The organism is Sphingomonas sp. ACRSK (assembly GCF_022346685.1).
Taxonomy (GTDB): Bacteria; Pseudomonadota; Alphaproteobacteria; order Sphingomonadales; family Sphingomonadaceae; genus Sphingomonas; species Sphingomonas molluscorum.
Genome location: NZ_JAKRNR010000011.1, coordinates 1 through 21,183, shown reverse-complemented (window position 1 = coordinate 21,183; position 21,183 = coordinate 1). Strand labels below are relative to the sequence as shown.

Annotated in this window: 22 protein-coding genes; 9 read left to right on the top strand and 13 right to left on the bottom strand. The window is 68.9% G+C overall.

Annotated elements, in window-relative coordinates; all coding sequences use genetic code 11:
- Window positions 1-39 precede the first annotated feature (39 nt).
- The 4 genes from spt (at window position 40) to MHZ35_RS07765 (ending at window position 4,464) form a co-directional block, all read left to right on the top strand.
- Window positions 40-1,302 carry a serine palmitoyltransferase gene (gene spt, locus MHZ35_RS07780; protein ID WP_239435097.1) on the top strand — a complete coding sequence of 421 codons (1,263 nt, stop codon included), beginning with the start codon at window positions 40-42 and terminating at the stop codon, window positions 1,300-1,302.
- A 279-nt stretch (window positions 1,303-1,581) separates the two neighbouring features.
- Window positions 1,582-2,781, top strand: a complete 1,200-nt coding sequence (gene lptF, locus MHZ35_RS07775) for an LPS export ABC transporter permease LptF (RefSeq protein WP_204991321.1) — start codon at window positions 1,582-1,584, stop codon at window positions 2,779-2,781.
- A complete protein-coding gene (gene lptG / locus MHZ35_RS07770; protein WP_164521168.1) occupies window positions 2,778-3,875 on the top strand; it encodes an LPS export ABC transporter permease LptG in 1,098 nt (365 codons plus the stop codon). The genes lptF and lptG overlap by 4 nt, the downstream gene beginning before the upstream one ends.
- 178 nt (window positions 3,876-4,053) lie before the next feature.
- Entirely contained in the window at window positions 4,054-4,464 is a 411-nt protein-coding gene (locus MHZ35_RS07765; protein ID WP_239435096.1) for an endonuclease domain-containing protein, read from the top strand.
- A gap of 51 nt (window positions 4,465-4,515) precedes the next feature.
- Here MHZ35_RS07765 and MHZ35_RS07760 read toward each other — a convergent pair whose 3' ends face one another.
- Complete coding sequence (locus MHZ35_RS07760) at window positions 4,516-5,613, bottom strand: fatty acid desaturase family protein (RefSeq protein WP_239435095.1); 1,098 nt, start codon at window positions 5,611-5,613, stop codon at window positions 4,516-4,518.
- A gap of 172 nt (window positions 5,614-5,785) precedes the next feature.
- On the opposite strand from MHZ35_RS07760, the gene MHZ35_RS07755 reads away from it, so the two are divergent.
- Complete coding sequence (locus MHZ35_RS07755) at window positions 5,786-6,940, top strand: N-acetyltransferase (RefSeq protein WP_239435094.1); 1,155 nt, start codon at window positions 5,786-5,788, stop codon at window positions 6,938-6,940.
- Window positions 6,941-6,991: 51 nt separating this feature from the next.
- On the opposite strand, the gene MHZ35_RS07750 is transcribed toward MHZ35_RS07755, so the two are convergent.
- Window positions 6,992-7,270, bottom strand: coding sequence for a hypothetical protein (locus MHZ35_RS07750; protein ID WP_239435093.1), 279 nt, complete (start codon window positions 7,268-7,270; stop codon window positions 6,992-6,994).
- Window positions 7,271-7,531: 261 nt separating this feature from the next.
- On the opposite strand from MHZ35_RS07750, the gene MHZ35_RS07745 reads away from it, so the two are divergent.
- The gene (locus MHZ35_RS07745) at window positions 7,532-8,056 is read left to right on the top strand and encodes a DUF1697 domain-containing protein (RefSeq protein ID WP_239435092.1); all 525 of its coding nucleotides are present in this window, start codon (window positions 7,532-7,534) and stop codon (window positions 8,054-8,056) included.
- Between the two features lie 103 nt (window positions 8,057-8,159).
- On the opposite strand, the gene MHZ35_RS07740 is transcribed toward MHZ35_RS07745, so the two are convergent.
- Window positions 8,160-8,786: a hypothetical protein gene (locus MHZ35_RS07740; protein WP_239435091.1), complete on the bottom strand. Its 627-nt coding sequence runs from the start codon at window positions 8,784-8,786 to the stop codon at window positions 8,160-8,162.
- 400 nt (window positions 8,787-9,186) lie between these two features.
- Between MHZ35_RS07740 and MHZ35_RS07735 the strand changes: the two genes are divergently transcribed.
- Window positions 9,187-9,516 (top strand): SMR family transporter, encoded by a 330-nt coding sequence (locus MHZ35_RS07735; RefSeq protein WP_274615747.1) that lies wholly within the window; start codon window positions 9,187-9,189, stop codon window positions 9,514-9,516.
- An 84-nt stretch (window positions 9,517-9,600) separates the two neighbouring features.
- On the opposite strand, the gene MHZ35_RS07730 is transcribed toward MHZ35_RS07735, so the two are convergent.
- The 10 genes from MHZ35_RS07730 to MHZ35_RS07690 form a co-directional block, all read right to left on the bottom strand.
- Window positions 9,601-10,395, bottom strand: a complete 795-nt coding sequence (locus MHZ35_RS07730) for a transporter (RefSeq protein WP_274615741.1) — start codon at window positions 10,393-10,395, stop codon at window positions 9,601-9,603.
- Window positions 10,392-11,162 carry an exodeoxyribonuclease III gene (gene xth / locus MHZ35_RS07725; protein ID WP_239435088.1) on the bottom strand — a complete coding sequence of 257 codons (771 nt, stop codon included), beginning with the start codon at window positions 11,160-11,162 and terminating at the stop codon, window positions 10,392-10,394. Before xth ends, MHZ35_RS07730 begins: the two co-directional genes overlap by 4 nt.
- 9 nt (window positions 11,163-11,171) lie before the next feature.
- On the bottom strand, window positions 11,172-11,513 hold the full coding sequence (gene erpA, locus MHZ35_RS07720) for an iron-sulfur cluster insertion protein ErpA (RefSeq protein WP_129341889.1): 342 nt from the start codon (window positions 11,511-11,513) through the stop codon (window positions 11,172-11,174).
- Between the two features lie 83 nt (window positions 11,514-11,596).
- Complete coding sequence (locus MHZ35_RS07715; RefSeq protein WP_239435087.1) at window positions 11,597-12,781, bottom strand: peptidoglycan DD-metalloendopeptidase family protein; 1,185 nt, start codon at window positions 12,779-12,781, stop codon at window positions 11,597-11,599.
- Between the two features lie 110 nt (window positions 12,782-12,891).
- On the bottom strand, window positions 12,892-13,686 hold the full coding sequence (locus MHZ35_RS07710; protein ID WP_239435086.1) for a ferritin-like domain-containing protein: 795 nt from the start codon (window positions 13,684-13,686) through the stop codon (window positions 12,892-12,894).
- Entirely contained in the window at window positions 13,683-14,144 is a 462-nt protein-coding gene (locus MHZ35_RS07705; protein ID WP_239435085.1) for a peroxiredoxin, read from the bottom strand. Before MHZ35_RS07705 ends, MHZ35_RS07710 begins: the two co-directional genes overlap by 4 nt.
- Entirely contained in the window at window positions 14,141-16,810 is a 2,670-nt protein-coding gene (locus MHZ35_RS07700) for a bifunctional [glutamine synthetase] adenylyltransferase/[glutamine synthetase]-adenylyl-L-tyrosine phosphorylase (RefSeq protein ID WP_239435084.1), read from the bottom strand. The genes MHZ35_RS07705 and MHZ35_RS07700 overlap by 4 nt, the downstream gene beginning before the upstream one ends.
- Before the next feature lie 443 nt (window positions 16,811-17,253).
- Window positions 17,254-17,886 carry a sigma-70 family RNA polymerase sigma factor gene (locus MHZ35_RS07695; RefSeq protein WP_125959013.1) on the bottom strand — a complete coding sequence of 211 codons (633 nt, stop codon included), beginning with the start codon at window positions 17,884-17,886 and terminating at the stop codon, window positions 17,254-17,256.
- 111 nt (window positions 17,887-17,997) lie between these two features.
- Window positions 17,998-18,132 carry a hypothetical protein gene (locus tag MHZ35_RS18010; protein ID WP_260153890.1) on the bottom strand — a complete coding sequence of 45 codons (135 nt, stop codon included), beginning with the start codon at window positions 18,130-18,132 and terminating at the stop codon, window positions 17,998-18,000.
- A 36-nt stretch (window positions 18,133-18,168) separates the two neighbouring features.
- Window positions 18,169-18,969: a response regulator gene (locus MHZ35_RS07690; RefSeq protein ID WP_125959014.1), complete on the bottom strand. Its 801-nt coding sequence runs from the start codon at window positions 18,967-18,969 to the stop codon at window positions 18,169-18,171.
- 281 nt (window positions 18,970-19,250) lie between these two features.
- Between MHZ35_RS07690 and MHZ35_RS07685 the strand changes: the two genes are divergently transcribed.
- Both MHZ35_RS07685 and MHZ35_RS07680 read left to right on the top strand, forming a co-directional pair.
- The gene (locus MHZ35_RS07685) at window positions 19,251-19,427 is read left to right on the top strand and encodes a NepR family anti-sigma factor (RefSeq protein WP_164521170.1); all 177 of its coding nucleotides are present in this window, start codon (window positions 19,251-19,253) and stop codon (window positions 19,425-19,427) included.
- Window positions 19,428-19,437: 10 nt separating this feature from the next.
- Window positions 19,438-21,021, top strand: coding sequence for a sensor histidine kinase (locus MHZ35_RS07680; RefSeq protein ID WP_272695240.1), 1,584 nt, complete (start codon window positions 19,438-19,440; stop codon window positions 21,019-21,021).
- Window positions 21,022-21,183: the final 162 nt, after the last annotated feature.

Genomic DNA, 21,183 nt, shown 5'->3' with positions numbered 1-21,183 from the left:
GCGCCGGATCGGCCCGATGGTGTCCCCAGGAAAACACAGATGACCGAAGCCGCCGCCACCCAGCACCAGCTCCCCGTCGATCCGCCGGCCGCCGCGCCGGAGCGCGATCTGATGAGCAAGTTCGACGCGCTGATCGCCGAACGCCAGGCGCTGATCGACACCGGCGTGACCGATCCGTTCGCGATCGTCATGGAGCAGGTGAAGTCGCCGACCGAGGCGGTGATCGCCGGCCGCGACACGATCCTGCTCGGCACCTACAACTATATGGGCATGACGTTCGACCCGGACGTGATCCAGGCCGGCAAGGACGCGCTCGACCAGTTCGGATCGGGCACCAACGGCAGCCGCATGCTCAACGGCACCTTCCGCGACCACATGGAAGTCGAGCAGGCACTGCGCGACTTCTACGGCGTGTCGGGCGCGATCGTGTTCTCGACCGGCTACATGGCCAACCTCGGCATGATCTCGACGCTCGCCGGCAAGGGCGACTATGTCATTCTCGACGCGGACAGCCACGCCTCGATCTACGACGGCTGCAAGCAGGGCTATGCCGAGGTCGTCCGCTTCCGCCACAACGACATCGCCGATCTCGACAAGCGGCTCGGCCGCCTGCCCAAGGACGCCGGCAAGCTGGTGGTGCTGGAGGGCGTCTACTCGATGCTCGGCGACGTCGCCCCGCTGAAAGAGATGGTCGCCGTCGCCAAGAAGCATGGCGCGATGGTGCTGTCCGACGAGGCGCATTCGATGGGCTTCTACGGCCCCAACGGCCGCGGCGTGTACGAGGCGCAAGGGTGCGAGGGCGAGGTCGACTTCATCGTCGGCACCTTCTCCAAATCGGTCGGCACCGTCGGCGGCTTCTGCGTGTCGAACCACCCGAAGTTCGAGGCGATCCGGCTTGCCTGCCGCCCGTACATCTTCACCGCCTCGCTGCCGCCGAGCGTGGTCGCGACCGCCGCCGTCTCGATCCGCAAGCTGCAGCATGCGCATGAGAAGCGCGCCCGCCTGTGGGAAAGCGCGCGGACGCTGCACGCGGGCCTCAAGGACATGGGCTTCCGCCTCGGCACCGAGACGCCCGATTCCGCGATCCTCGCGGTGATCCTGGAGGACCAGACCCAGGCAGTGGCGATGTGGCAGGCGCTGCTGGAGGGCGGCCTCTACGTCAACATGGCCCGCCCGCCTGCGACGCCGGCCGGCACCTATCTGCTGCGCTGCTCGCTGTGCGCCGAGCACACGCCCGAGCAGATCCAGAAGGTGCTGGGCATGTTCCAGGCGGCCGGCAAGGCGGTCGGCGTTCTCGCGTAAGGCATTCCCGCGGCTACCTCTGGCGGAGTGACCTCTGCTACGCTTTCCGTGCTCCTGCGAAAGCAGGAGCCCAGGGCCTCAGGAGCAATCCGCCGTTGTCCTGCTGGACCCTGGATCCCTGCCTGCGCACGGATACGGGAGTGCGATCGCGCTGCGCACGCGCATGACGGGTGGTGGACTGCGCGGGACCAACACCGATCGAGGGGCTGGCACAGGCTCGCCCCTCCGCTATAGCTGCGGGATTCCTGCAACCGCCCTCGAAAGCACATCGCCCCCCGCATGAAGTCGATCGATCGCTACATGGCGCGGCTCATCGCGGTGCCGCTGTTCTCGACGCTCATCATCGCAGCGATGCTGCTGGTGCTCGATCGCATGCTGCGGCTGTTCGACTTCGTGGCATCCGAAGGCGGGCCGGTCAGCGTGGTGTGGCGGATGCTCGCCAACCTGCTGCCCGAATATCTGGGGCTCGGCATCCCGATCGGGCTGATGCTGGGCGTGCTGCTCGCCTTCCGAAAGCTCGCCACCACGTCGGAGCTCGACGTGCTGCGCGGCGTCGGCATGAGCTACGGGCGGCTGCTGCGCACGCCGTACTTCTACGCGATCGCGCTGGCGCTGCTGAACCTGACGATCGTGGGCTTCGTCCAGCCCTGGGCGCGCTATAACTACGAGGGGCTGCGGTTCGAGCTGCGCTCGGGTGCGCTGGGCGCGTCGATCAAGATCGGCGAGTTCACCAACCTCGGCAACCGCATGACGCTGCGCATCGAGGAAAGCCATGAGGGCGGCGCCGAGCTGCGCGGCATCTTCGTGCGGGTGGCGCGGCCGAACGGCGGCTGGCTGGCGGCGACCGCCGAGCGCGGCCAGTTCCTCGGCACCGACGATCCCAACACCATCATCTTCCGCCTGACCAACGGCACGCTGCTGCACGACCAGCCGGGCTTTCGCACGCCGCGGGTGCTGAGCTTCAGCTCGCACGACCTGCCGATCGACCTGCCCAAGTTCGGCAATTTCCGCGCGCGCGGCGGCCGCGATCTCGAACGCACGCTGCCCGAGCTCGCGATCATCGGCCGCGACCAGGGCGAGACGCCGGAGACGCGCGCCAGCGCGCGCGCGAATTTCCACTTCCGCCTGGTGGAGGTGGCCACCATGTTCCTGCTGCCGATGCTGGCGCTGGCGCTGGGGGTCCCGCCCAAACGCTCGACGTCGGCGCTGGGCGTGTTCCTGTCGATCGTGATGATCGTCACCTATCACAAGGTGAACGAATATGCCGAAGCCTTCGGATCGCTCGGCCGTGTCGACCCGGCGATCGCGCTGTGGGGGCCGTTCCTGATCTTCGCCGGGCTGGTGTTCTGGATGTACTATACGATCGCCCATGTGCCGGGCGGCCAGCCGATCGGCGCCCTGGAACGCGTGTTCGACAAGGGGCTGAAGGCCTTGGTGCGCTTCCTGCCCGGCCGCCGCCGGCGGGAGAAAAGGGCATGAAGGCCAACTCCCCGTTCCCGTCCAAGACGATCGCGCTCTACATGGTGCGGCTGTTCCTGGTGCGCACCTTCGGCATCCTCGCCGCCTTGGTGCTGGTGCTCCAGGCGCTCGACCTGCTGAGCGAAAGCGCCAAGATCCTCGCCTATCCCGGCAACACCGATGCGCAGGTCTGGCATTACGTCTCGATGCGCATGCCGCAGATCATCGCGCGCTTCCTGCCCTTCTCGGTGCTGCTCGGCACGATCCTGACGCTGATGCAGCTCAATCAGAACAGCGAAGTCATCTCGATGAAGGCCTCGGGGCTGTCGGCGCACCAGGTGCTCGCCCCGCTGCTGGTCGCGAGCCTCGGCGTGGCGGCCATCTCCTTCCTGTTCAACGACCGCATCGTCTCGCGCGCGACGGCCACGCTCACCCAGTGGGAGAAGGTCGACTACGGTCCCCTGCCGGTCGACAGCGGCGAGCGCGGCAACGTCTGGGTACGCGACGGCGCCAACCTGATCCGCGTGGATCGCATCCAGGGGCGCGGCAATGCCGCGGTGCTGCGCGGCATCACCGTCTACGAACGCCAGGGCGGCCGGCTGCTGTCGATCCTGACGGCCAAGCAGGGCCGGTTCAACGGGCGCGAGTGGCGCGTGGACGGCGCAACCCGCTTCACCGTCGCCACCGGCAAGATGGAGCAGCTCGGCACGCTGCATGCCGCCTCGGGCGTACGGCCGGACCAGTTCACGCTCGCCTCGGTGGACCCGGACAGCCTCTCCTTCCGTGCGCTGCGCGACGCGATCGCCGATCTCGAGGCCGCCGGCCGGCCGACCAAGGCGCTCGACGGCGCGTTGTGGCACAAGCTGTCGAGCCCCTTGTCGTCCGTGCTGATGCCGCTGCTGGGCGCGGTCGCCGGCTTCGGCGTGGCGCGTTCCGGCCGGCTGTTCGTGCGCGCGGTGATCGGCATGGCACTCGGCTTCGCCTATTTCGTCGCCGATAACTTCGCGCTGGCGATGGGCAACCTGGGGGCATACCCACCGTTCCTCGCGGCGTGGGCGCCGTTCCTGCTGTTCCTGCTGATCGGCGAACTGGTGCTGATCCGCACGGAGGAATAGCCGCTTAATCCTCCCCCGGAGGGCACGACCGCCGAGTGCCTCGGCGGTACCCACCCCCAGCCCCTCCCTTCCAGGGAGGGGAGAAGATGAGCCTCAGCGACACAACAACTCCCCTCCCTGCAAGGGAGGGGCCGGGGGTGGGTTGGCGAGCGAAGCGAAGCCGCTCTACGCTGGCCCCATGCTCCGCCGCGTCGATCCAACCCTAACCGCCCGGGCGCGCGAGCTGCGCAACAACCCGACCGAGGCGGAGCTTGCGATCTGGCACCGCATCGCTCGCTATCGCCCGGCGTTCACCCGACAGTTGATCATCGCGCCGTTCATCGTCGATCTCGCCTGCCGACAGGCGCGGCTGGCGGTGGAGCTGGATGGCAGCCAGCATCTCGACATCGTGAAGGCGGATGCGCGCCGGACGGCATATTTGGAAGCGCAGGGCTGGCGCGTCCTGCGGCTGTGGAATGCGGAGGTGCTCGCCAATCCGGACGGCGCCGTGCAGCACATTCTGGAGCAGGCCGCCGAGTGCCTCGGCGGTACCCACCCCCAGCCCCTCCCTTCCAGGGAGGGGAGGAACAGGCGTCCGCGCTGGAGCTAGCCGATACGAAAAAGGGCGGCCTCTCGGACCGCCCTCTTCCTTCCTCGCCCCTCAGCGCCGGACCATCGTGCTCCGGCCGATCCGGTGCATCAGGCCCAAGGCACTGCGGTAGCTCGCCTTGTGATACGGCGAGCCCTCTTCCAGCACCGCGCTCAGCCGGCGGTGTGCTTCGCCCAGCGAATGATAGGGCAGGCTCGGCAGCAGGTGGTGGAGCGCGTGGTAGCGCAGGCCCACCGGCGCCCACAGGCCCGGCAGCAGCGACGGCGGCGGCACGTTCACCGAGTCCAGATACTGGGCAGTCACCGTCATCTGCTCGCCCTCATTCTCCCACAGGTGCGCGACCAGCGTGCGGACCTGGTTGAGCAGCGCCACCGCCGAACCGATGCCCAGCCCGATCAGGAAGCCGCGCATCGGGATCACGCCGGTCGCAACCAGCGCCACCAGCGCGATTGCCCAGACGCTCGCCGCGGCATCGAGGCGGTCGAACAGCACCCGCTGCTCGCCGGCCGGGATGCGGCGGCGGAAGGCGGGGTTGATCGACAGCGACGAATAGCGTGCGATCACCAGCTCGCGCAGCTTGGGCGACAGCCAGGACAGCGGCGACAGGATCGCAAAGCGGATCAACAGGCCGATCGGCGCGAGCAGCGAGACCAGGATGAACACCGGCAGCGTCCACGGCTTCATCAGCGCCAGCGGCAGATATTCGGGATCGTCCGCGGTGCCATAGCGCGTCTTGGCATGGTGCAGGTTGTGCACGCCCTCGTACATGAAGGACGGCACCAGCATCGGGATGCCCGCGATCAGGTTCCAGCCGAGGCGGAAGCCCGGCAGCGCCGAATGCTTCATGTGGCTGACTTCGTGGATGAACAGCAGCGCGCGGTACAAGGCGAGCACCGACACCACCGCCGCCAGCACCGTGACCACCGTGGAGGACGCCAGCACCGCCACCACCAGCGCGCCATAGCCCAGCACCGCCGATCCGATCAGGTCGCCCCAGTAGAAGGCGCGGTTCGGCGTGTTGAGGTCGCGCGTCAGCTCGGCCGCCGTGCGCAGCATCGTCTTGTCGTCGAGGATGCGCGGCCTGGGCTGGACGACGCGGGCGTCCGCCGATCCGGCGGCATCCCGCGAAAGGGCAAGCGTGGGTTCCATGACCTGTTCCATAGCGCTGAGATAGTGGCGACAGCGTGGCATGTGTAGGCACCGGACTGTGCCGGCTTGATGACTTGAATCAATCACTGTGACGGGCCCGCTCGATCCCTCCCCTCGCCTTCCGGGTTCTGCGACGCTACACGCGGCCCATTCCATTCTTCCGGAGGCATGCGTGGCCACCCAACCGACGATCCGTCCCGTCCAGTCGAAGGCGGACCGCAAGGCGTTCATCGACCTGCCCTTCCGCCTCTATGCGAACGACCCGCACTGGGTGCCGCCGCTCAAGAGCGAAGTGGCCGGGCAGATCGATCCCAAGAAGAACGGCTGGTTCAGCCATGCCGAGGTGCAGCTGATGCTGGCCGAGCGGGAGGGCCAGGTGGTGGGGCGCATCTCCGCGCATCTCGACACGCTCGCCCTCACCATGCCGGCCGAGCAGGGTTTCGGTCCCGGCACCGGCTTCTGGGGCATGTTCGAGGCGGAGGATGCCACCACCGCCGCTGCGCTGATCGCCGCGGCCGAGGCATGGCTGCGCGGCAAGGGCATGACTCGCGCCGTCGGCCCCGTGAGCCTGTCGGTGTGGGAAGAACCGGGCCTCTTGGTGAAGGGCCACGACCAGGACCCGACCGTGCTGATGGGCCACCACCGGGCCGAGTATCAGGGCTGGGTGGAAGCGGCCGGCTACCGACCCGCCAAGCAGCTCGTCACCTATGAGCTGGACATCACCCAGTCCTTTCCGCCGATCGTCAACCGCATCATCCAGTCGGGCGAGAAGAACGACCGCATCCGCATCCGCAAGGTCGACAAGTCGCGGTTCGACGAGGAAGCGGCCGTGATCCTGGGCATCCTCAACGATGCTTGGTCCGACAACTGGGGGTTCGTGCCGCTCACCCAGCCCGAGATCGACGACGTCGGCAAGAAGCTGAAGCCGATCGTGTTCGAGGACCTGATCCGCATCGCGGAGCTGGACGGGCAGCCGGTGGCGTTCATGATCACGCTCCCGGACATGAACGAGGCGATCAAGCCGCTGAACGGCTCGCTCCTCCCGTTCGGCTGGGCCAAGCTGCTGCTGTGGCTGCGCCGGCCGAAGGTGCGGACGATGCGCGTGCCGCTGATGGGCGTCGTGAAGCGGCTGCAGTCGTCGCGGATGGCGAGCCAGCTCGCCTTCATGATGATCGAATATATCCGCCGCGATGCCGTCGCCCATTATGGCGCGTCGCGCGGCGAGATCGGCTGGATCCTGGACGACAACCAGGGGATGATCGCGATCGCCGATGCGATCCAGAGCCGGATCAACCGCGTCTACCAGGTCTATCAGCGCGCGCTGTAGCGCCGGTCGGCGGTGCCGGGGGCGGGCCCTGCCCCCGGCGCACCGTCTTTCTTAGCGGGGCAGATAGTCGAGCGGGTCGACGCCGTCGCGCAGCCAGTCTTCGCGGGTCTGGCACTGGCGGCGCGGCAGCCGCGAACCGGTGATCTCCGTCTCGGCGCAGTAGCGGGTCTCCCGCTTCGCCTTGGTGCCCGACGTCGTGCTCGCGGTGTCGGCGCTTTCGGTGGTGGTGGCGGGAGCCGGCACGGTGCGGGGCTCGGCCATGGCCGGGGCTGCAACGGTGGCGACGCCCAGGACGAGGGCAGCGGCGGCGGCAACAACACGGATGGTCATGATCTTTCTCCCTGACTAGGCAGCCACTTGGCTGACAAACAGGGTAGTGCATCATGCGTGCCAAACAGCGGCGCCGCGCCTTTTCAACGACTTAGCTCGACGTGCCTCGGGCCCTGGCGTCTTTCGCCGCCGAACCATGGTGGATTTCACCGACAGGTGGCGCGGTTTCCAAGCGAACGTTTGCCAGCGTCCCTACCTGGTCGGACAGTGGCGCTCCCTCGGCCCTGTGATAGGTATCGGCGGCAACAACAGCAGGTCGCCATGCCCAGTCACATCGCGCTCTTGCGGGGGATCAACGTCGGCGGCCATCGCCAGGTGCCGATGGCCGAGTTGCGGATGCTGGCGCAGGACATCGGCTTCCGGGGCGCCCGCACCCATGTGGCGAGCGGCAACCTGGTGTTCGCAAGTGACGTGCCTGCTCGGGCGGCCGAGAAGGTTCTCGAACAAGCGATCGAGCGGCGCTTCGGTTTTGCGGTGGACGTGGTCGCGCGATCGGCGGCCGAATGGCGGGCGTATCTGGTCGACCATCCTTTCGCGGCCGAAGGCGAAAGGGAGCCGAACCTGGTGATGCTCTGCATCGGCAAGCAAGCGGCGACAGTCGCCGATGCCGCCGCGCTGCGCAGCCGTGCCGGGGCGCGGGAGCGGGTCGAGCTTCGCGGGGACGCGCTGTGGCTCTATTTCGGCGACGGCGCCGGCCGCTCCAAGATGGGACTGGGCCCGGGCGCCGGCATCTGGACGACCCGCAACCTGCGCACGGTGCGCACCATCGCCGGCATGCTCGACTAGGTCGTGGGTCCCGGGACGCTCCGTTGCGGACGCTCACGAGATAGCCTCAGGGTTTCCAAGGCACCTGCGGCGGCAAACGGGTGCAAGCCGCCGCGCCTGGGCATCAGTCCAGCTTTTCTAGAGCGCGGTCGTAGACCTTCAGCAGGTCCTCCCCCGTCTGCACGGTGGTGGTCGCATACATCCGGTTGAGGCGGATCGCGCGTTGCGTCTCAACCACCTGCTCCTTGCTCATCGAGGTCGGATCGTCAGCCATGGTGGCCGCCATCTCGACATAGGGCTTGCGCGCTTCTTGCTGGAGCCCGTTGAAGGTGCGGCTGGCGGAATAGGCCAGGGCCAAGGCCTGCGCTTCGTCGTAGGGCATGTGGGCCAGAGCTTGCGTAGCGACCGTGCTTTCCCAGGCTGCAGTACGCATCTCGGTGAAATCGATGTTGATGGCGATGTTTTCGCCAGCCGCCTTTTCACCAGCGGATTCAGACTGAAGATACGCCGACATGCGGTTCAGGCCGGCCACGGCGCTGCGTTCGGTCGCCAGCGCCTTTTCCAGGCCGTTGCGGTTGTCCTCGAGTTCCCGGCGAAGGTTCGCGCGGGCCTGCTCCACCAGTTCCTGGTGGTGCAAGGCTTCCACGCCCGCCTCCAGGCTCAGCGCGATCAGGATGCCGACGGTGATGGTGCTGATTTCGACCAGGAATTCGCGCACCGAATGCGGCATCTTCGGAATATGAACGTGCACTGCGATTGCCCCCCATTCGCGTAACGAGGGCGGCATCGCAGCGGTCCGGGGCGCGGGTCAAGCCGCTTTTCATTCGCCGTCCAGGCCGTCCGGTGCTGTGTGGATCGCCCTGGCCGGCGAGCGGAGTCCGAGCCCTCCCCCAATTGGATCGATCGCTGGGGCGGAGATACCCTCTGCGATCGAACGGCCCCGCAGCAGCGCTCCACTCCAAAGGGCTCGCTGCGGACGTGACGCTCGGGCGAAGGCGGTGTAGGGAGGGCTTGCCGGAAATAGAGCAGCAGGCTGGTAGCCCCTGCGCCCGTATCGCGGGTTCTTCCCTGCCACGGCGTCGACCTGACCCGGTCAGGGGGCGCTGCGCTCGAACAAGCCCGCCCGCTGATCCAGCGCACGGAGCGTCCCCCTGAACTACGTCTTTCTCGCCATCGCGATCCTCTCCGAGGTGATCGGCACCACGTTCATGAAGCAGTCCCAGGGCTTCTCCAAGCTCGCCCCCAGCCTGGTCACGGCCGTGGCCTACGCAGTCGCGTTCTTCTGCCTTTCACAGACGCTCAAGACGATCCCGACCGGCATCGCCTATGCAATCTGGTCCGGGGTGGGGATCGTCTTGATCGCCACCGTCGCCGCAGTGTTCCAGGGGCAGAAGCTGGATGCCCCCGCCGTGGTCGGCATGGGCCTCATCATCGGTGGCGTGGTCGTGATGAACGTCTTCTCGAAAGCCGCAGTGCACTAGGACAAGGGCGGCGGATGCTCGTTGCCCGCTCCACCCCCGCTCGGCCGTCGACCTGGCCACGCTGGCGGAGCGCGCCGGCAGGCGTCAGAAGCGGCGGGCGATCCCGGCGTAGAGGCGCAGGTCCGGCGTGTCGTGGTCGAGGCCGAAGGCGGTGCCGACATCGAGCTGCGTGTCGTCGTTCGCCATCCACGCCAGCGCCAGGGCGCCACGGACCGTGGTGGCGGGCTCGACCGGATCGTCGTCGCGCCGCACCTCGCCTTCCAACGTGGTCGTGAGCGCGTCGGTGAGCTCCAGTTCCAGGCCGAGGACGTTGCCATAGGCCAGGTGCCGGCCGCGGCCGTCCTCGTCGACTTCGGCGGCCACCTCTGGCGTCAGTTCGAGCGTGAGCGTGTCGCCCAGCGCATAGGCGACGGGCACGATCAGGCTCGCGCCCCAGTCGCCGCCGCCGATCGGCTGGCGCCCGACCGGCAGCGTCACCGACGGCTGCACCGCCCAGGAAAAGCCGGAGCCGTCGGGATTGGCGAGGTTCACGCGCGCGCCGAGGGTCACGTCGCCGACGCGGTCCTTGCGCTCCGTTTCCCCAAGCACCCGGTCGCGCGTCACGTCGCGGCCATAGGGCTGCCATTCCAGCTGCAGCTCGGCGCGGTCACCGACGCCGAAACGCAGCAGTGTGTCGGCGACGAGCAGCGTGTCGGTGCGCTCCTCGGCGCTGCGATCATGCTCCCAGTCGGCCAGCGCCGTCTCGACGGAGACGGCGCCCTTCTCGACCACGCACGGGTTTTCGCCCAGGCCTGGGCGCGTAGGGCAATAGTCCCGCGCTTGGGCAGCCGCAGGCGTCAGCAGCGCGGCCGCGAGTGCGGCCCCGGCGATCCGCCTCAACGCAGGCGCACCCAGGTGGGCGCGTGGTCGCTCGCCTTCTCGCGGCCGCGATACTCCTTGTCGACGCCGGCGTCCTGCATCCGGTCCGCCGCGATCGGGCTCAGCAGCAGGTGGTCGATGCGAAAGCCCGCGTCGCGCTGCCAGGCGCCGGCCTGATAGTCCCAGAAGGTCCACACCCCGCCCTTGGGGAAGCGGGTGCGCAGCGCGTCGGTCCAGCCCTGCGCCACCAGCGCGCGATAGCCCTGGCGCGATTCCGGCTGCATCAGCGCGTCGCTCGCCATCGCCCGCACCGAATAGACGTCGTCGTCGTTGGGGATGACGTTGTAGTCGCCCGCCAGCACCACCGGCCGCTCCTCGGCCAGCAGCGCACGCGCGCGATCGGACAGGCGCTCGATCCAGCGCAGCTTATAGTCGAACTTGGGTCCGGGCACCGGATTGCCGTTGGGCAGGTAGATCGACGCGATCACCACCCCGTCGACCTCGGTCTCCAGATAGCGGCTGTGCTCGTCCTCCGGCTCACCGGCAAGGCCGCGCTGGCGCTCGACCGGATCGGCGCCCCTCGCCAGCACGGCGACGCCGTTGAACCCCTTCTGGCCGTGCCAGACGGCGCCATAGCCGGCCGCGCGGATCTCCGCCTCAGGGAAGGTCTCGTCGCTCGACTTGAGCTCCTGCAGGCAGACGACGTCGGGCGTCTGTTCGGCGAGATACTCCAGCAGGCGCGGCAGGCGCGCCTTGATGCCGTTGACGTTGTAGGTGACGATGCGCACGCTTGGGCGTCAGATCGAGAAGCTGGTGCCGCAGCCGCAGCCCGACGCGGCATTGGGGTTCTCGACCTTGAACGCGGCGCCACCCAGCGACTCCACGAAGTCCACCTGGGCGCCGCGCACCAGGTCCAGGCTCATCGAATCGACGACCAGCCGGACGCCGTCGGTCTCGGTGACGCTGTCGTCGCCCTCTGGGCCATCGGCCAGACCGAAGCGGTATTGGAAGCCGGAACAGCCCCCGCCCTCGACGGACAGGCGCAGGATGGCGGGCTTGCCCTGACGCGCGGCGATCGCGGCGACACGGGCCGCGGCGGATGGCGTCAGGCCGACTTCGGAAACGGGGATGGTGGCCATGGGCCGGAGATAAGAGGTACGGGGGCCATCGGCAACCATGGTCGCCGTGGCCCCTCTCCTCTCCGTCTCGTGAAGTCGCGCGATCAGTTCGCCGGGCCGCCGACCGCCTGCTGGCGGTTGCGCGCCGCGCGATCCTGCGCCGCCAGCAGCTGGTCGCCTGCCTGCAGATAGGGGATCGGGTTCACGGCAGCGCCGTTGATGCGCACTTCGTAGTGAAGGTGGCTGCCGGTCGAGCGGCCGGTCGAGCCCATCAGGCCGATCAGCTGGCCGCGACGCACGCGGCTGTTCGGCCCGACCAGGATCTTCGACAGGTGGCCGTAGCGGGTCTGGATGCCCTTGCCGTGGTTCAGCTCGACCAGGTTGCCGTAGCCGCCGGCGCGCTGCGCGCGGCCGACGATGCCGTCGGCGGTGGCATAGACCGGCGTGCCGATCGGCCCCGGAAGATCGATGCCGGCGTGCATCGCGGCGGTGCCGCGGAACGGGTCCGAGCGGACGCCGAAGTTGCTCGACAGCTTGATGTTGTCGACCGGCTGGAGCGACGGGATCGCGATCGCCGCCTGCTCGAGCGTGTCGAGCTTCTTCCAGGTCATGAACAGGTTGCGGAACTGGGCATCGGCCTCGTTCGACGCTGCGGTGACGGCGGCGGCCTCGGTCGTGCTCACCGGCTCATAGGGGCCGCCCATCGCGAGCTTCTCAGGGCGCAGGCCCAGCTTGCGGAGCTGCTTGGCAGTTTCGGCGTAGCGCTCGGCGGTGACTTCCTGTGCCTTGGCGGCAAGCTCTGCCTGGCGCTGTTCGGCGCGCTGGAGCGGCGCGGTCACGCTCGCGACCGCCTTGCTGCCCTGCGGCAGGGGGGCGAGCGCGGCATCGGCGAGCGCGGCCGGATCGCCTTCGCCGGTCAGCACTGCGGCGATCATCGCCTGGCGCTGGTCGATGCGGGCGGCATGGGCAGCGGCGACCTGGCGCAGCTCGGCGACATTGGCCTCCATCGCGCGGACCCGCTGCCGCATCTGGGCGACGGTGGCGGCCTGTTCGGCCTGCGGGGTGAGGCCGGCTGCCGCTGCGGTGTCCACCGCGGCGTTGGCGACGCCATAGCCCGAGAAGCCGAGGGTCAGCGCAGCGGCGGTCGCGGCAAGCGCCTGGGTGCGGGCAGCGATGCGAACCCGGCGGCCGGAGCGGCCATCGTGCAGGATGAAATCGCGGAAAGTGAAGAAACGACGGAACCGCTTAGCAATCGCGGCGTTGGCTGAGACGACGTTGCTGATGGTCATACTGAGTCCGGCGATCCAAGTTTCGCGAACGGTTTCAGGCCGTTCGCCCTTCATCGATGTCTCAGCTGCAGCCCCTCCGCGCTTTGACGAGCCTTGATTGGCCCGACGCGTCAGCTTTCTGCAAGCGGCTCATAATAATCCCGCGTCAGACCGGCACACGCGCGCGCTGAATCGTTGAACGGTGGCTTAACGGCCCCACGGAAGTGCCGCCGCACCAGTGCCTGCCAATGCGGCGCGGGAATGATTCGTTCGATTTTACAACGATGTTGGAACCATCGGGTGCCGGCCGAAACATGCCGGATTTCATCGGTGTAGATGCGGTGGAGGATGCGTGCCGTCGCCTCGTCGCCACCCGCCCGCGCCCGCTCCACGGTGGCCGGGGTGACGTCCAGGCCGCGCGCCTCCAGCACCATCGGCACCACCGCCAGACGCGCCAGCGCATCGTGCGCGGTCTCGATCGCGGAGTCCCACAGCCCGTCGTGCGCCGGCAGCGCGCCATAGTGGCTGCCGAGGTGCCGGAGCCGCCGTTCGAGCACGGCGAAGTGCATCGCCTCGTCCGCCCCCACCCCGATCCAGTCGTCGGTGAAGCCGCGCGGAAACTCCGCCCCGAAGCGTCCGGCGGCGTCAAACGCCAGGTCGATCGCCACGAACTCGATGTGCGCCAGCGCGTGCAGCAGCGCCAGCCGCCCGCGTTCCGATCCGCCCTTGCCGCGCTTGGGCATGCGATTGGGCGGCAGCAGTTCCGGCCGCTCGGGCCGGCCCGGCCGGTCCGGCATGGCGACGTCGAACGCGAACGCCAGCTCGCCCCGCCGCCACGCCCGCGCCGCCGCCCGCGCCCGCTTCACCTTGGTGCGCGGGTCGGCAGTCTCCAGAACGGCGCGGCAGGCCTCGGCGATGCTCGTCATCCGGCCGCCTTCATGGCGCGGGCAGCGGCCAGCACCGCCTCGGCATGGCCGGGCACCTTCACCTTGCGCCACGCCTGCACCAGCCGCCCCTCGCCATCGAACAGAAAGGTCGCCCGCTCGATCCCCATGTAGCTGCGGCCGTAGAGCTTCTTCTCGCCCCAGACGCCGAAGGCCTCGCACGCAGCGCCGTCGTCGCTCGCGAGCCGAACCGACAGGCCATGTTTTGCCACGAACCGCTCGAGCTTTGCAGGCGAGTCCTTGGACACGCCGATCACCTCGACGCCGGCCGCGCGGAACTGCGGCTGGAGGTCGCTGAAGTCGAGCGCCTCGCGCGTGCAGCCGGTCGTATCCGCCTTGGGATAGAAATAGACCACCAGCGGCCGCACCGACGAAAGATCGATGGCGGTCCCGTCGCTCGCCGTCAGCGTCACTGCCGGAATGGCATCGCCCTCGTTCATCCCGCGTCCTTCCCGTTGCTCACTGCCGCCCAGGCAGCGGCAACCCGTTGCCGCGCCGCATCGAGCGAGGCAACCGTGCTGTCCCAATCGGCTTGGCCGAGCGCCCGCGCGACCAGCGCCCGCGACGCGGGCGGCGGCAACTGCGCATCGGGCGCGACGAGGCGAAACGTCACCAGCGCGCGCGTCAGCAGCGCATGCGCCTCCACCAGCCCGTCGGGCAGCAGCCCCGCCGCCTCCAGGGCCGCGGTCGCCCCCGGCAGGTCGGCATGGAAGCCGGTGCGATGGACCAGCTGGACGACGTGCACGGCGAACTCCAGGTCGACCAGACCGCCGGGGGCGAGCTTGACGTCGAGCGGCCCGCCGGCCGGCTTGTGCCGCGCCATCTCCGCCCGCATCTCCCGCGCTTCGGCGACGATGTCGCGCTCCGGCCGGTCGCCTTCCAGCACCGCGCGGATGATGCCGGCCACCTGCTCGCGCGCCCCTGCGGAGCCGAACACCGGCCGCGCGCGCGTCAGCGCCATGTGCTCCCAGGTCCAGGCGCTCTCGCGCTGGTAGCGGGCAAAGCCCTCCAGCGAGACCACCAGCGGCCCCTGCGCCCCCGACGGCCGCAGCCGCGTATCGATCTCATAGAGCGGGCCGGAGGCGGTTGGAACCGACAGCGCTGCCGTCACCCGCTGCGCCAGCCGGTTGTAGTAGAGCACCGCTCCAAGCGGCTTGGGCCCGTCCGATTCCGCGCGATAGTCGCCGGTGAAGAGATAGACGACGTCGAGGTCGGAGGCATGGGTGAGCAGCCCGCCGCCCAGCCGTCCGAGCGCCACGATCACCAGCTCGCTGTCCGGCACCCGCCCGTGCTGGGCCGCGAACTCGGCGACGGTGGCGGCGACGAGAGTCTCGATCGCCGCCTCGGCTACCCGCGCATAGCCGGCCGCCACCGTCATCGGGTCGCTGGTGCCGGCGATGATCTGCGCGCCTAGGGCAAAGCGCTTCTCGCCCACGATCGCGCGGGCGTGGTCGAGCACCGCCTCATAGGACGCGCCCGCCTCGCGCGGGACCATCTCGGCCGCGAGTTCGGTCACCTCCCCCACCGGCTCCAGCGCACTCGCATCGATCAGCCCGTCGAGCAGCGTCGCCCGCCGGGCGAGCGCCTCCGCCAGGGTCGGCGCATGGCAAAGGATCGCGCTCAGCAGCTTGGCGAGCGCCGGCTGCGCCTCCAGCAGGCGGAACAGGTTGATCGCGCTCGGCAGCCGCCCGAGCATGCCGTCCAGCCGGATCAGCGCCTGATAGGGATCGCTCGCGCTCGCCAGGCTGCTCAGCATCTCCGGCAGCGCCGCCTCCAGCGCGGTGCGGGCAGCCGGGCTGCGGAGCGCGGGATAGCGGCCGCTGCGCCAGTCGGCGATGCGCCGCGCCGCCTGGTCGGCAGGGTCGAAGCCGAGCTCGCCCAGCCGCGCCTCGAGCAGCTGCGGGTCCGCCGGCACCGCCGGCCGATCGGTCGCGCCCAACGTGTCGTACACCGCCGCCACGCCCTCCACCTGCGGGCGCAGCAGGTCGAGCAGGGCGGCGCCGTCCGCCAGCCCGTGCAGCCGCGCTACATTGTCGAGCGCCTCCGGCGAGGTCGGCAGGCTGTGCGTCTGGCGATCGTCGACCATCTGCAACCGGTGCTCGATGGTGCGGAACAGCGTGTAGCCCTCCGCCAGTGTGGCGGCCTGTTCGGGGTCGATCCAGCCCGCCCGGGCGAGCACGGCGAGAGCATCCAGGGTGGCCGGCGCGCGCAGGCTGCGGTCACGACCGCCGTGGATCAGCTGGTGCACCTGGGCGAAGAACTCCGCCTCGCGGATGCCGCCGCGCCCGCGCTTCAGGTCATAGCCGGGGCCGAACGCCTGGCCTTGCGCATAATGATCGCGAATCCGCCCGGAGATCTGCCGGATCTCCGCCACCGCGCCATAATCCAGCGCACGCCGCCACACGAACGGACGGATCGCGACCAGGAACCGCCGCCCCAGCGCCAGGTCGCCCGCCGCCGCCCGCGCGCGGATGAAGGCGGCGCGCTCCCACGGCAGCGCCTGCGACTCATAATAGCTGATCGCCGCGCCCACCGGCAGCGCGATCGGCGATGCCTCGGGCGCGGGCCGCAGCCTCAGGTCCACGCGCAGCACATAGCCGTCGCCGTCGCGCGTCTGGAGCAGCTCGGTCGCGCGCCGGGCGATCTTGATCGCCGCCTCGTCGGGCGTCTCCCGCTCGCGGTGCGGCAGCGTCGCGCGGTCGAACAGGAATATCGGGTCCACATCGGACGAATAATTGAGCTCGCGGCTGCCCTGCTTGCCGAGCGCGATCGCCACGAACCCCTGCGGCGGCGCGCCCGGGGTCCGCTCCTCGATCGCCGCGCGGATCGCCACGTCGAGCGCATGATCGGCAAAGGCGCTGAGCAGGCCCGTCACGCGGCGCAGGTCATAGGCGCCGGAAAGGTCGCCCAGCGCCACCAGCAGCGCGACGCGCCGCCGCTCGATCCGCAGCCGCCGCGCAACCGCCATGTCCGGATCGTCGATCCGTGCGTGCGCGAGCGGATCGTCCGCCCATTCGCCGTCGAGCAGCGGCGCCTCCAGCTCGAGCAGCCGGGCAAGAAACGGGGAGTGCTCCCGCGCGCGCAGAATTGCCGAGTTCAGGTCCATGCCCTCTGGTGCGATGGTTCGGGACACGGGCGCAACGACAAAAGCGCGATGCGAAAGCAACAAATATCAAGATGTTGAGTTGTTAGGCCGATGGTTACTTCGCCACCCCGCCGGGCCCCCGATGCCGTTTCTGACGCGAACAGGTCGCGCGGCGTCGTTGTGCGTCGCCCCCGGCCCCGCGACGCGATCGGAAACGCGCTTCGTCAGAGCTTCGACGGCATGGAGAACTTGCCGGACGAGTTCGCTCCTTACCTCCGCCTGCTGGACGGGATCAGCCACCGACACTGACGCGGCCCGTCGGCTGACGCGAGCTAGGAGGCCCAGCCGCACCGGCCTTGCTTCTCGTTCTGGAAAGTGCCGCACCGGCCCGGAGGCAGGCGCGCGGACACCGGCGTCGCGCGGCGAGGACCGAGCCCCGCCTGCGCAGAAGCCCGGCAGAGCCGTCAGCGGTCGCGGCTGAGCTCGTTGACCTCGCCCATGATCGCCTCGAGCGCGCTCTGCTCGCCATTGCCCGGGTGCGAGGCACGGGTGGGAAGCTGGCCCTCGGTCAGCAGGGTCTCGAGCGCCACGCGGCCTCGGGCGACGCGGCTCTTGATGGTGCCCACCGCCACGTTGCAGATCTCGGCCGCTTCCTCATAGGCGAAGCCGCCGGCGCCGACCAGGATCAGCGCCTCGCGCTGCGGCTGCGGCAGGTGGAGCAAGGCGCGCTGCATGTCGGAAAGCTCGACGTGGCGATCCTGGCTCGCCGGAGCCGCCAGGATGCGGTCGGCCACCAGATCGTCCCACTCGCCCTTGAAGCGCGCACGGCGCATCTGGGAGAGATAGAGGTTGCGCAGGATGATGAAGGTCCAGGCGCGCATGTTGGTGCCGGCCTGGAAGCGCTGGCGCGCAGCCCACGCCTTCAACAGCGTTTCCTGGACGAGGTCGTCGGCGAGATCGCGGCTGCCGGAAAGCGAGCGTCCGAAGGCGCGCAGGTGCGGGATGACCTGCGCCAGCTGCTTCTTGAACTCAGGGTCGGACAGCGCGACGTGCTCGGTCGCACCAGTCTCTTCGCCCGTAACTTCCGGTTCAGTCATGAAAATCCGATCGGTGGGCGGCCGCAAGCTCGCGACGGCGCCGTGTTGCCAACATAGGGGATGCGTCCGTCGATTGCCAGCGGGCGCGCCGGCCGGACGCGTGGTCGCGGGTCAGGACCAGAGAATGATCGCGAAAATGACGATCACCAGCGCCAGCGACACCCCCAGGATGTAGCGGGTCATCCCGGGGGTCGTGCCCGCACGGGCACGATCGGTGTTCAGATGGGTTCGCTTATCGTCGACCATTCTGCCTAAACCCCCCAGGATCGTTTTGGCTCCGTATCAGATCGTCGGCACCGTCGACTGGTCGAAGAACAGCGCCTGGCTGATCGCCGCCTTGACGGTGGAACGCTGGAACGGCTTGGTGATGAGGAACGTCGGCTCCGGCCGCTCGCCCGTCAGCAGCCGCTCCGGGAACGCCGTGATGAAGATCACCGGCACGTTGAACTCGGCCAGGATGTCCTTGACCGCGTCGATGCCCGAGCTGTCGTCGGCGAGTTGGATGTCGGCGAGCACCAGGCCCGGGCGATCCTCCATCGCCAGCGCCACCGCCTCATCGCGGGTGACGGCGACGCCGGTCACGTCATGGCCCAGGTCGCGCACGATGGTTTCCAGGTCCATCGCGATCAGCGGCTCGTCCTCGATGATCATCACGCGCGAACGGGTCTGCGCCTCGATCTCGCGCAGCGCCTCGGCCACCAGCGATTCGACTTCTTCTTCGCTGGTGTCGATCAGATAGGCCGTGTCCTCGTTGGTGAAGCCTTCCATCGCGGTCAGCAGCAGCGCCTGACGCGACAGCGGCGCGATGCGGGCGAGCCGGGCACGCGCGATCGCCTCCTGATCGCCGCTTGCTTCTTCGCGTGCGGCGTCTTCGGCAGGGTGAGTCGACGACCAGATCGCCTGGAAGGTACGATAGAGGCCAAGCCGGGGATCGACGTCCCGCGGGAATTCCTCGGGCGCCGCCACGATCGCCTCCAGGGCGGCGCGCACATAGCGGTCGCCTTCCGACTGGCTGCCCGTGAGCGCACGACCGTAGCGCCGCAGGAAAGGAAGATGCGGCGCCAGTTGCTGTCCAAGCGACATGATCGGGTAGGTCTCCTCCAGAGGTGGACGGCCATTCTGGGGAGCCGTCCAAACGTTTGCAATTCACTTTCACGACGGCGGAAGAGACGCTCTCCCCCGATTTCGCGTCGGGGTTGGAACCAACGAGGACGAATTTGGTTTCACGCCATGCGCCGGTGCTTTGCCTGCATGCGGATGCGGGCAGCAGCCCCTGCATGCATCCATCGGGTTGGCGTGGCCGCATTTGTTCATGTAGTGCACGGCACGGGTGCCGCGCTTAGGGGGCTTAGGGTGTGCAGTTGGTGACGGGTTCGAACGAGACGGAACGGCAGGAACGCGCCGCAACCGCGGACGGCAAGCAGAAGCCTGAGGAAGGCAAGCAGAAGAACGTCGGTGACGCGCTGCGCGCTGTCTATCAGGATGCCGCTGGGGAAGAGATCCCCGACGAGATGCTCGACCTGCTCAGCAAGCTGAAATAGCGCCACCTTCGTGGCCGAAGACGATCTCGAACGCCGCAGGCCGATGGTGCCTGTGGCGGCGTTTCAGCACCTGACGACGGGTGCGCGTGTTTTCCTGATTCTCAGCATCGCGCTGCTGCCGCTGGCGCTGATCGCCCTGTTCGCGACGCTGCAGACGACGCGGACGGTGGACGTAGAGACGCGCGCCCGCCTGCGCGTGGCCGGGCTGGAGGCGTCGCGCGCGCTTGCCAACGAGCTCGTCGGTGACCTGACGGCACTGCGCGTCGCGCTGCGGGCGATCGACAGCGATGTCCAGGACGCGCCTAGCTGCGCCCGCGTCCAGGGGATCTTCGCCCAGCAGTCCGCCGCCGGCATCCGCTTCGAGATCGCCGATGCGACCGGCCGCACGCTGTGCGGCGCGCAACTGCCGGTGCCGCTGCCCGCCCTTTCCGATCCCGGCCGCCTCCAGGTGACGCTGCTCCCGGCGCAGGGCCTGCTGGTCCACCTGCCCGATGCGCCCAACGGCACGCGTGCCGACGCCTTCTTCCCGACCGAAGTCCTTGCCGACGTCGCCCGCCCCAGCGGCTTCGTGCCCCCCTATGCGGCCGAGCTGCAGCGCGGCGACGAGATGCCGCTCCAGCTCCAGGGCCTGCCGCGCAGGGGAGCGCTCGAACGTCGCGAGACGCTGGTGGTGCCGCTCGGCTTCGACGAGCTCGCCTTCTCCATGTCCGTGCGCAGCGCCCCGATCACCTCACCCGTGCTGGTCGCGATGCTGCTGCCGCTGCTGATGTGGGCCGCCGCCGCCGGCATCGGCTGGTTCGTGGTGGACCGCCTGCTGATCCGCCCGCTGCGCCGTCTGCGCGCGAGCGTCGCCTCCTATACCCCGGGCGAAGTGATCCGCAGCGTCGACTATGGCGCCGTCCCCGCCCACGAGATCGCCGAGCTCGGCGAGACCTTCCAGGCGATCACCCGCACGGTGCAGGAGCATGAGGGCAACCTCGCCGAAGGGCTGGTGCGCCAGACCAAGCTCACGCGCGAGGTCCATCACCGGGTCAAGAACAACCTCCAGGTCATCGCCAGCCTGATCAACTTCCATGCGCGCAGCGCGCCCAGCGCCGACGCGAGCGAGGCCTATGCCTCGATCCAGCGCCGGGTGGACGCGCTGGCCGTGGTGCACCGCCACCATTTCGCCGAGCTGGAGGAAAATCGCGGGCTGGAGTTGCGCGCGGTGATCGGCGAACTCGCCTCCAACATCCGTGCGACCGCCCCCGAACACGCCTCCGGCCTCGGCATCACCATCGATGTCGAGCCGCTGCTGGTGTCGCAGGACGTCGGCGTCGCCGTCTCGTTCCTGCTGACCGAGCTGATCGAGCTGGCGATGATGGTCAATCCGAGCACCCAGGCGCGCATCTCGGCCAAGGTGTCGCAGCCCGAACAGGTGGTGTTGCGGGTGAGTTCGCCGGCGCTGGTGGAAAGCGCCGAACTGAGCGAGCTGGTTGCCTCGCGCTATGGCCGGGTGCTGCTCGGCCTCTCGCGTCAGCTGCGCTCCCCCCTCCACCACGATCCGCTGGTGGGCGCCTATGAAATCGCGATCAGCGCGCGTTCGGCGCGCTGATCCACGGCTTTCCGCGGGTCGTTACGCCGCTGCGGAAAAAAGAATCTCCCCGAGCGCTTTTCCCCGGAACCACCGCCCCCACGCAACGTTTTGTTCTTCGGATAGCGACCTTATGCCCCCCCGCTCTCGCTATCCAGAACACGGGCCCGGAAGCGTCTACCC

Bases quoted from the DNA above. Each gene is read 5' to 3' on its own strand.
- spt (WP_239435097.1), top strand. From the start codon at position 40: ATGACCGAAGCCGCCGCCACCCAGCACCAGCTCCCCGTCGATCCGCCG.
- lptF (WP_204991321.1), top strand. From the start codon at position 1,582: ATGAAGTCGATCGATCGCTACATGGCGCGGCTCATCGCGGTGCCGCTG.
- lptG (WP_164521168.1), top strand. From the start codon at position 2,778: ATGAAGGCCAACTCCCCGTTCCCGTCCAAGACGATCGCGCTCTACATG.
- MHZ35_RS07765 (WP_239435096.1), top strand. From the start codon at position 4,054: ATGCTCCGCCGCGTCGATCCAACCCTAACCGCCCGGGCGCGCGAGCTG.
- MHZ35_RS07760 (WP_239435095.1), bottom strand. From the start codon at position 5,613: ATGGAACCCACGCTTGCCCTTTCGCGGGATGCCGCCGGATCGGCGGAC.
- MHZ35_RS07750 (WP_239435093.1), bottom strand. From the start codon at position 7,270: ATGACCATCCGTGTTGTTGCCGCCGCCGCTGCCCTCGTCCTGGGCGTC.
- MHZ35_RS07745 (WP_239435092.1), top strand. From the start codon at position 7,532: ATGCCCAGTCACATCGCGCTCTTGCGGGGGATCAACGTCGGCGGCCAT.
- erpA (WP_129341889.1), bottom strand. From the start codon at position 11,513: ATGGCCACCATCCCCGTTTCCGAAGTCGGCCTGACGCCATCCGCCGCG.
- MHZ35_RS07715 (WP_239435087.1), bottom strand. From the start codon at position 12,781: ATGACCATCAGCAACGTCGTCTCAGCCAACGCCGCGATTGCTAAGCGG.
- MHZ35_RS07710 (WP_239435086.1), bottom strand. From the start codon at position 13,686: ATGACGAGCATCGCCGAGGCCTGCCGCGCCGTTCTGGAGACTGCCGAC.
- MHZ35_RS07705 (WP_239435085.1), bottom strand. From the start codon at position 14,144: ATGAACGAGGGCGATGCCATTCCGGCAGTGACGCTGACGGCGAGCGAC.
- MHZ35_RS07700 (WP_239435084.1), bottom strand. From the start codon at position 16,810: ATGGACCTGAACTCGGCAATTCTGCGCGCGCGGGAGCACTCCCCGTTT.
- MHZ35_RS07695 (WP_125959013.1), bottom strand. From the start codon at position 17,886: ATGACTGAACCGGAAGTTACGGGCGAAGAGACTGGTGCGACCGAGCAC.
- MHZ35_RS18010 (WP_260153890.1), bottom strand. From the start codon at position 18,132: ATGGTCGACGATAAGCGAACCCATCTGAACACCGATCGTGCCCGTGCG.
- MHZ35_RS07690 (WP_125959014.1), bottom strand. From the start codon at position 18,969: ATGTCGCTTGGACAGCAACTGGCGCCGCATCTTCCTTTCCTGCGGCGC.